We start from the raw sequence: 5256 nt of genomic DNA, 5'->3' as shown, positions 1-5256 counted from the left end.
GCCGGTTGAACTTMATCGACGCCGGCACCCGATCAAAATCGGGCTTGGCGTAGTCCTCCGAGACGCGTTTGCGCCCGTCGGGGAACATCCCGGCGATCTCGGCCGGGTTCATCGACGACGCTTGGCCGGCGGTGATGCCGTACGCGGTGATCGTCTTCTTCACCGCCGCGATCTCCCGACGCGAACACCCGACGGCGGCGACGATCTCGCTGTAGCTATGCCCGGCCAGCGCCAACGTCATGATGGCCTTGTACTCGGCCACATCAGCCTCCTCAAATAGGAAGAAGCGGCGCAGTCGCGCCGCCTCACCCCGAGCAGACCACCCCGCCCGCCCCAAGGAGTACCGAGTCGCCGGAATCGAAGTACCGGATCGCCGGACTAGGCGTACCCACTGGCCCTATCTGCCACCTTGGCAGTGACCTCACCAACGATCTGCTTGAGATCGACCAGGGAACGAGCGAGTCTGTCCATTGACGCGACGACGAGCTCGTCACCGTCGCGCAGGTACCCGATGCACTCGGCGAGCTTCTCGCGATCGGCGCGCGAGCGCGCAGACTGCTTTTCGACATAGACCCGATCACACTCCCCCACCGCCTCGAGCTGACGCGCCTCATTCTGATCCGCAGCCGACACCCGCACATAGGCCACCCTCTGCCCGCGCGGACGCGAGGCCCGGCGAACCGACGTCGGATCCGGCTTTGGCTTCCCCTCGACGATGTTCTCCGAGTCCGTTGACTCCACCCGAAAGTTCCAGCCCAACTCGTCCCGGCGACGGAACCGAGTCCGCGCCTTCCCGCGGCTGACGATGAGCACCTCCTCGCCACCGTCACCCGAACGGCTCAGAAGCGTCCCAATCCGATCCGCCATTGAAGGCCCTCCCCGCATCCGGCGTATCAATACACCCTAGACCCGGAGAGACGACGTTTCATAACTTGGCTAACCCACCCTGCGCTACAGCGAGAACTGTGACTCTCACCTTCGTTTGGCGGGATTTCGCAGGTTTGTTTGGCGGTGTCGGGTGATGCCGATGACGAGGGTGGAGCGGGGTCCGCGACCCGTATCGATTTCGGGCCGAAGTTATGAGCACTATTGTTAACGCAGTTCGCTCTCGGAACGATTACTGAATCGAACCCCACCACTTCTACCGAGGACACCGTATGCGCCGCGCACTCAGATCTCTGCTGGCCGTTTCAGCTACCTCCGTATGTCTACTGGCCGGCGCGGGATCGGCCAGTGCGCAGGATGCATGGCCAGTCGACCCGGGCCCAGGTAGCGCGGTGCGTCCTGTGGATGCTGGCCCCTATGTCCTCACCTCCGATCAACCGGAGTTCTACAACCCGGCCGATCAGCGAGTTCGGATTATCACCCCGTTCGGGCACTCCACCCGGATCGTGTGTAGCGGCTTCCGTGCGTTCAACGACTGCTGGCAAGCCGATCGCGATGGGCACCCGCACAAACTCAAACTGATCTTCGGCTTCAACCTCGGTTCGGTTTCTGCGCCGAACGTCTTCCTCTACCCCGGCATGATTCCTGGTCTGTAGCCAAGCCAGATTCCGTGAGGTGCAGCTCCAGTGCCCTGTCGGATCCCCGCGGGGTGCAGAAACATCGACTGGAGACTGATCAGGTCGTCGGGCATCGGCCACCTTTACACCAAAGGCCCAGTAAGGATGAGACGAGTAAACCGCGTTCCTTACCTATGCGACGGGCAGGAGCCAACTCACGTCGGGGCGGGCTTCACTCGCCCGTCACCGCGACTGTCACTGGCAAAGCCTTTCGTGGCAGAGACGTCGATGCAGGCGGGAGGCAAAAGTGGAGGCGTTCTTCGTCCCGCTCCTGCCGCCTGTAGCGATGTCGCTCGCGCTTTGGGCGTGGATCATCTGGATTTCCTTTCGGGCCACGGGTCGAGGCATGCAAAGAACTACGGCCGCCGTGTCTGTGCTGCTGTCGATCTGCGGAGCTATCGCTTTTCTCGGGTTCAGCGGCAGCGACGATTACAATGTTTGGGACGCCTTTCGGAAAGCGCGGTTCTGATGATCGGGTAGCGGTCGGACGGGTATCGGATAGCGGAGTTCACCCGTCCGACCGCTGGGCCGCTATGGCGTTGCCGTGGCGAGGTGTCGTCTCATGTTCGGGCCGTCGAGGGCGATGATCTCGGCGCCGGCGACGATCCGGTTGAGGATCGATTCGGCGATGACCGCGTCTTGGAGCGACTTGTACCAATCTGGCGGATCGAACTGCGAGGTCACCAGCGTCGAGCCCCGCCCCTCCCGAGCGGCAAGGATGTTGAGCAGCTCCGCCGCGGTGTGCGGGGCCACCGGCGTGGTCAGGAAATCGTCCAGCACTAGCAGGTCGCAGTTGTGCAGATCAGTGAGGAAGTCCAGCCTGCGCTGCGAGGTCGGCTCCAGCACGGCGAGCCGGTTGGCCAGGTCGTCGAGCCGGAAGAACCTCGCGGTGTAGTACTTTCGGCACGCGGCATTGAGAAGCGCCTGGGCGAGGTAGGTCTTGCCCACGCTGGATTGGCCGAGCACGACGAGATTGCGAGTGGCGTCGATCCATTGACAGCTGGAAAGTCGTGCGATTAGCTCGCGGTTGACGTTGCGGTCAGGCAGGTAGCGGATCTCTTCTACGCAGGCGTCAGGGTTTGGCGATCTGGAGGCCTTGAGTAGTTTCTGGGTCCGGCGTTCCTGCCTGGCCGTGATCTCTTTGTCCAGGGCGTGGAAGATCTTCTCCGAGAAGGTCCACTCGTCGCAGGCGGGATCGTTGGCCAGGTCAATGACGGTCTGGCCGAACGCGGTCATCCGCAGCTGCGTGAACAGCGGCATGTCGGCGTCGGTGAGATGACGATCAGTCACTGCAGCTCCTCCTGCCCCGCAGTGCCGCTGCTCGGGCCTCCGGTGAGGGCGGCGAGGCTGAACTGCTCGGGCCCGGCCAGATGCGCCCCGGTGGTATCTCGCCGACCCGGCGGCGGCTCCAGCCGGTCCGTCGTAGCCGCCACCGCCGGCTGCGTGGTGGTGGGCCGGGCGGCGGCCTGGGTCCTCAGGGCCGCCAGTTGCTGCTTGACGGCGGTGTAGCTGATCGCCCGGCGTGCGGTCTCAGAGACGAGTTGCCCGCAGGCCCGCTCGAGGAGCTGCTTGTTGTCGCCGCGGGCCAGGGCGAGGATGTTCTGGCATGAACGGTAGCCCTGCGCTTCGATCCGCTGGCGATCGAGGACCTCGCTGATCGCGGCGACGGTGTTCGGTCCGATCTTGTGGGCCTGGCGCACGAAGTAGGCCCGTGACCACAGGTCGGATGATTGCAGGTGCTGGGCGGGCACGTGGTCAGGGTCGGTGACGAACGCGTGCCGCTTACCGGAGACGGTGTGGGAGGCGATGACCTCACCGCCAGCCATGACCACCAGTGTGGGGCCGGTGATCTTCACATCGACGTGCTGGCCGGCGAAGGTGTAGGGCACCGAGTACTTCACCGTGGCGATCTCCACGTGGTAGTCCCGGTTGACCTTGGACTTCTTCCAGATGACCGGCTGCCAGCGGACCTCGGGCAGAGCGATCAGCTCGGACTGCTCGTGCTCGGCGAACAGCTCGCGGCGGCTGGTCTTCTGGCCGCGGAACGGGATCCGGTCGTTGATCGCCTCCACCTCGGCGGCGATCGCCTCGTTCAGATCGTCCAGGCTGGCGAAGCGCCGATCGGCCAGCCGTCCGATCACCCAGTTCGTCACCACCTTCACCCCGGCCTCGACGTTGCCCTTGTCCGTCGGGCGCACCGGCCGAGTGGGCACGGCGGCGGTGTGGTGGTACTCGAGGAAGTCACGGTATTCACGGTTGACCTCGCGGGCCCGGTCGCCGCGGGCGATCTGGTTCGATGCCGTCGAGGCGTTGTCCGGGACGATCACTTGCGCCGCGCCGCCGAAGTACTCGAAGGCCTGTAAGTGCGCGTCGAGCCAGTTCGCCATCTTCTCGTCCACGCAGCCGCACGCGAAGACCAACCCCGAGTACGGAAGCGACGCAACGAACACCGAGACCGTGGTCTTGGTACCGAGGACGGGGTCGAAGATCGCCATCTTTGTGCCCGCCCAGTCGACCTGCATCGTGTGCCCGGGCACGTGCGCGATCCGCATCGTCAGCTCGTTGACCTCGACGTACTCGCCGACGATCTGGCAGAACCGCTGATAGCTGTAGTGCCGCTGCCCCGGCGATCCGTCGCTGTCGAGGTAGTTGGCCCACAGCACCCGCAGCGGCAGCTTGTTCTTGCCCGTGCGCTTCTTCACGGTCGCCGCCACGTCGAAGGCGACGAACTCCTTCGACGGCGTCTTGCGCCCATCTGCGAACAAGACGTCGATCTCCTCGCCGCTGAGCGCCTCGACCTGGCTCGTGGCGGTCAACCCGTGCTCGTGGCAGACCTTCTTCGCCTTCGCGACAGTGCGATGCGAGCAACCCGCGATCGCCTCGATGTCCCGGTAGGACCTGTCCTGCAGCAGTAGCGACATCACCAATCGGTAATCAGTCACCCGTGCCTCCTGTTCGGATCCACGCGCAGCCTTGTTGCCACGCGTAGAACCGACACGAGCACACGAGGACCGGCACCGCTATCCGATGCTCATACTCGCGCTACCCGATCATCAGAACCCTGCTTTCCGAAGCACGTCCCTAACACCACGGATCGCTTGAGGACATCACGCTCCATCTTCAGCTCCGCGTTCTCTGCTCGCAGCCGCTTGAGCTCCTCGATGTCGCCCCTGGACAGGCCTTCTGTGCCCTCCCGAGCTTCCTTAGCCTGATTGACCCAATTGCCCAAGGTGCCCGCGTTGACCCCAAGGTCTCGGGCGATCTGGGCGATCGGCTTCCCGGTCTCCTCGACGATCCGGACCGCTCCCTCACGGAACTCCCGGTCGTACTTCTGGCGCTTCTCTGGCATCGCTTCCCCTTATAGCTGATCCCTCTACGGATCCGGGGGAACCTCACCCGTGCGGTCGACGCCGTCCGAGAACGATACGAGAACAAGGGAGTCCAGCTACACACCCACGTCGACGACGCACCGGTGACGGTGGACACCGACCGCATCGGACAAGTGCTGGGCAATCTCCTGGACAACGCACTTCGCCACACCCCCGCCGGCGGCACCGTCACCGTCATCAGCGGGCAGGTAGGGCGCCGCCACGTCCAGATCACCGTGTCGGACTCCGGCGAAGGAATCGCCCCACACCACCTCGACCACCTCTTTGACCGCTTCTACCGAGCCGACACCTCACGCGGCCGCCAC

The 5256-nt window shown here is 64.3% G+C and carries 4 protein-coding genes and 3 pseudogenes; 2 read left to right on the top strand and 5 right to left on the bottom strand.

Features of this window, described 5'->3' with window-relative positions:
* Nucleotides 1-262: pseudogene (locus G6R20_RS18210) on the bottom strand (IS21 family transposase); the annotation flags it as partial.
* Nucleotides 263-381: 119 nt separating this feature from the next.
* A pseudogene (locus G6R20_RS18205) lies at nucleotides 382-867 on the bottom strand (recombinase family protein); the annotation flags it as partial.
* A 290-nt stretch (nucleotides 868-1157) separates the two neighbouring features.
* Between G6R20_RS18205 and G6R20_RS18200 the strand changes: the two are divergent.
* Nucleotides 1158-1541, top strand: coding sequence for a hypothetical protein (locus tag G6R20_RS18200; RefSeq protein WP_067718095.1), 384 nt, complete (start codon nucleotides 1158-1160; stop codon nucleotides 1539-1541).
* Nucleotides 1542-2093: 552 nt separating this feature from the next.
* Here the strand turns inward: G6R20_RS18200 and G6R20_RS18195 are convergent.
* The 3 genes from G6R20_RS18195 to G6R20_RS18185 form a co-directional block, all read right to left on the bottom strand.
* Nucleotides 2094-2852 carry an ATP-binding protein gene (locus tag G6R20_RS18195; RefSeq protein ID WP_007633699.1) on the bottom strand — a complete coding sequence of 253 codons (759 nt, stop codon included), beginning with the start codon at nucleotides 2850-2852 and terminating at the stop codon, nucleotides 2094-2096.
* Nucleotides 2849-4504 (bottom strand): IS21 family transposase, encoded by a 1656-nt coding sequence (gene istA / locus G6R20_RS18190; RefSeq protein WP_240341562.1) that lies wholly within the window; start codon nucleotides 4502-4504, stop codon nucleotides 2849-2851. The genes G6R20_RS18195 and istA overlap by 4 nt, the downstream gene beginning before the upstream one ends.
* An 89-nt stretch (nucleotides 4505-4593) precedes the next feature.
* A complete protein-coding gene (locus G6R20_RS18185; RefSeq protein WP_163377254.1) occupies nucleotides 4594-4911 on the bottom strand; it encodes a transposase in 318 nt (105 codons plus the stop codon).
* 51 nt (nucleotides 4912-4962) lie between these two features.
* On the opposite strand from G6R20_RS18185, the pseudogene G6R20_RS18180 reads away from it, so the two are divergent.
* Nucleotides 4963-5256: pseudogene (locus G6R20_RS18180) on the top strand (ATP-binding protein); the annotation flags it as partial.

The organism is Dietzia sp. Alg238-R159 (assembly GCF_900537145.1).
Classification (GTDB): domain Bacteria; phylum Actinomycetota; class Actinomycetes; order Mycobacteriales; family Mycobacteriaceae; genus Dietzia; species Dietzia kunjamensis.
The sequence above is the reverse complement of the archived record's forward strand: the minus strand, read 5'-3'. Positions and strand labels throughout refer to the sequence as shown.

Bases quoted from the DNA above. Each gene is read 5' to 3' on its own strand.
- G6R20_RS18200 (WP_067718095.1), top strand. From the start codon at position 1,158: ATGCGCCGCGCACTCAGATCTCTGCTGGCCGTTTCAGCTACCTCCGTA.
- G6R20_RS18185 (WP_163377254.1), bottom strand. From the start codon at position 4,911: ATGCCAGAGAAGCGCCAGAAGTACGACCGGGAGTTCCGTGAGGGAGCG.